Genomic DNA, 1332 nt, shown 5'->3' on the forward strand with positions numbered 1-1332 from the left:
CAAGACCCAAGTCACCGGCCGGCCTGCCAACCGGACGCAAACACCGGGTGCGCGCAAGAAAACCGAGACCGGGGAAACCATCCCACGGAGCACAAGTCCGCAGCTTCATGAATTATGCGGGCTAAATCCCCGTTTTGGGATTCAGCAGATTATCACATGCTTATATTCTGCAACGGACCCGAAGGTTACATGGGGTATGGGATCAACGCTGAAGAAATACACTTCAACGCTATCACGATAGACGTGGCTGGAAGTGGAGCTGGTGAGGTGAACTTCGGAGAAGGCGATGTATTATCTAACCTCGTGGCGGATTCTTCGCCGCCTGAGGTTGTTGCCGCACTGATTAACCATTTTATCAATGCAGAGCTTACAGACCCTTTCTATGAGCACCTGAGTTTTGGTGGAGCATACGAAATCTTCGGATGTCGACCGGGCGGCGGATTTTACCGGATTCCGTACACGGTTGCAGAATTTTCCAATCGCGACCATGAGTCGGGCGTGGAGAATGAAGAGGTTCGTCTCACTAGATTCATTTCCTGTCGACCGCACCAACAGGGAGCTGTCTTTGAAGTTTCCGTATTTTCTGGCGATGCAGGCTCGCAACGCCGCAGATATCACGAGGTCGCAGTGGAGCCTCTTGTAGATTCAGGGCTTTTTCCGGAAACGCCTATCGGACAGGCCGACGTAAACTTCATGTATATCATGACGGGAGCTGGGTCATATATATCTTCCGGTTCTACAGACTGGTTCGTAAGGCATCATCGCGGCTTGGCTGGTAACGTTTCCTACGAAGTGAATAAGAATTTGGTGGGGGAGATTTTTGGAAAATATCTAAATTCCATAGGTGATAATATTAATTAAGTTGCTGGCTACACGTTCCGTCCCGGATGATCACCTTTCCCCGCGACGATCCGCGCTCTTCATGGCAAGATCGGTTCTGAGGGACCTTCGAGACGGGGCACGACCATGCTGATACATCTTCACAAGCAGGCCACGACCACGCCGAAGGTGCGGGCGGCGATCCAGGCGAGCACGGAACCTGCTCCGGTCCTGGCCGAGCGCTTCGGCATAACGGAGCAGACCGTTTACAAGTGGCGCAAGCGCGACAGCGTCGCGGATCGCAGCCACACGCCGCACAGGCTCCAGACGACGCTGACACACCACCGCAGGAGGCCGTCGCGGTGGCCCTGCGAAAGGCGCTGCTGGTGTCGCTGGATGATCTGCTGGCGGTTGTGCGGGAGTTCCTGAACCCGAACGCCTCGCGCTCGGGGCTGGATCGCTGCCTGCGCCGGCATGGCGTGGGGAACCTGCGCGACCTGAAGACCAAGGCGG

At 55.6% G+C, this 1332-nt stretch carries 1 protein-coding gene and 1 pseudogene; both read left to right on the top strand.

Annotation, left to right across the window (positions count from 1 at the left end; all coding sequences use genetic code 11):
- Nucleotides 1–114 precede the first annotated feature (114 nt).
- Nucleotides 115–861, top strand: coding sequence for a hypothetical protein (locus tag JSE7799_RS20490; protein ID WP_222101745.1), 747 nt, complete (start codon nt 115–117; stop codon nt 859–861).
- Between the two features lie 105 nt (nt 862–966).
- Nucleotides 967–1332, top strand: a pseudogene (locus tag JSE7799_RS21730) (transposase family protein); the annotation flags it as partial.

Source organism: Jannaschia seosinensis (assembly GCF_001408515.1).
In the GTDB taxonomy this organism is placed as follows: domain Bacteria; phylum Pseudomonadota; class Alphaproteobacteria; order Rhodobacterales; family Rhodobacteraceae; genus Jannaschia; species Jannaschia seosinensis.